At 67.5% G+C, this 1,791-nt stretch carries 2 protein-coding genes; one reads left to right on the top strand and one right to left on the bottom strand.

The window, feature by feature from the left end:
- Positions 1–971: hypothetical protein (locus G6017_RS13675; protein ID WP_241731555.1), on the bottom strand; the 971-nt coding region annotated here is incomplete at its 3' end.
- Positions 972–1,402: 431 nt separating this feature from the next.
- Between G6017_RS13675 and G6017_RS13670 the strand changes: the two genes are divergently transcribed.
- Positions 1,403–1,791, top strand: a 389-nt coding sequence (locus G6017_RS13670; RefSeq protein WP_524536299.1) for a hypothetical protein, incomplete at its 3' end; no start/stop codon positions are given.

Genomic DNA, 1,791 nt, shown 5'->3' with positions numbered 1-1,791 from the left:
TGGGCCGCCAGCGCCGCGTCCGAGGCCCGGCGGACGTCGGCCGGGACCACGAAGGTGTCCATCGGGGTGGCGAGGTAGGCCAGGGCGTCGGCGGTTCCGTCCTTCAGCAGGTCGACGACGAGGGCGTCGGCCGCAGACGAGAGCTGGACGTGGGTCCCGCCGTCCGCGTAGAAGTAACTGCCCACCGTGAGCGGCGCCGGGGCGGCCGCGCGGGCCCAGGCGGCGAGCTCGGGGAGCTGGGTGAGCAGGTCGATGCCCGGCCGGCCGTCCGCGTCCGTGGGGAAGTGGAGCCTGCCCGCGAAGCCGGCGGCCTGCTGGCGGAACCGGTCCCACACCGGGCTCGAGGGGAGGTCGACTCCCAGGACGTCGGCGCCCCACCGCAACAGTCGGGCGGCGGGCCCCATCTCGGAACCCAGGCCGAGCACGAGCATCGCGCGGCCCGGCAGTGAGAGCCACTCAGGGTTGTCCTGCACCAACCTGAGAGCGTCCGCGCAGCTCGGCTCGATCACCCCCGCGTCGACCCACCTGTCCAGCCGGGCACGCAACACCGCGCCGCTCAGTTCCTCGCCGCGGTAGGGGATGGACAGTTCCGTGGCGGGGGCCGCCGTGCCGTGGACCGTCTCGGTCCCCGGGGTGGATCGGGAGGCGACGACGGCGAGGTAGTCCGCCATCGGGGTCTCGACCTCCTGGCCGTCGACCTCATGGACGCCGACCATCCTGGACTGGAGCGAGTCGAGGGCGGCGCGGGCCACCCCGTCCCACGTGGCGGCATCTGCGACGCCCGCACTGACCATCTCGGTGAATGGCTGGATGTATCCCTTGCGCCAGTCCTTGATCCCGTGGACCCGCTCGCCCGCCGCCGGGTCCACGGTGGACAGTGCGTCGGCGACGACCTGCTTGGCCAACCGCCCGGACGAGCGGTTCCCGGCCGAATCGGTGGGGAACTGAACTCCGCTGCTGTTCGGTGTCATGGCGCTCCTGGATCGGGGACAGATTTATCCGAGGTTAGCCTCACATTTATCCATGTCGGAGCTCGAAGCGCGGCGTGTTGGCGGCGAGTCGGTCAATTCTTGGTGAGAAGTGATCAATGTCACTTATGGGGCCCCCATGCAGCAATTTATAACTCAAAACTCACTTATTAAGGTTCACATAAGACGAGGTAGTCGCTTGGGAGGCGCCCTTTGGCAGCAATCATCGCCCGGACCACGGGGTCTGGGCGCAATCGCGCGGCTGGGTATTGCCTGTGCCTAAACGAGACTTCTTGTAACAAGTCCAGAAAATTGCTCGATAGGGTGGTGACACGATCCGACGGTGAGTAGCCCCAGGGCTGCACACCGGACCGGGCGACGAGGGGGAGAACCCGGGTCGCTGGGTCGTCACCAACAACAGGAAGGCAATTCCTATGAAGAACACCAAGCGGATGCTCGCCGTCATCGCGGCCTCCGGACTCGCGCTCGGCTCCATGCCGGGTGTCGCCAACGCTCAGGGCAGCGCCGAGCTCGGACTCAACCTCGGCGCGGCGCTCGGCTCGGCCGAGCTTGGCCTGGAACTCGGTGCGGCCCTCGGTTCCACCGCCCCGGATGACCTGCCGACCATCCCGGAGGAATTGCCCACCGGTTCGGACGGACTGTCGTCGGGTTCGACGGATGAGGCTGGCCAGCTGGATCTGGGTAGCGTTACCGATCCGTTTGATTCGCTGAGTGCGGGTTCGACGGATGAGGCTGGCGACCTGGACCTGGGCTCGCTCGGAAGCATCACGGATTCCTTTGATTCGCTGAGTGCGGGTTCGAC

This window comes from Dietzia sp. B44 (genome assembly GCF_014145245.1).
Classification (GTDB): Bacteria; Actinomycetota; Actinomycetes; order Mycobacteriales; family Mycobacteriaceae; genus Dietzia; species Dietzia natronolimnaea.
The sequence above is the reverse complement of the archived record's forward strand: the minus strand, read 5'-3'. Positions and strand labels throughout refer to the sequence as shown.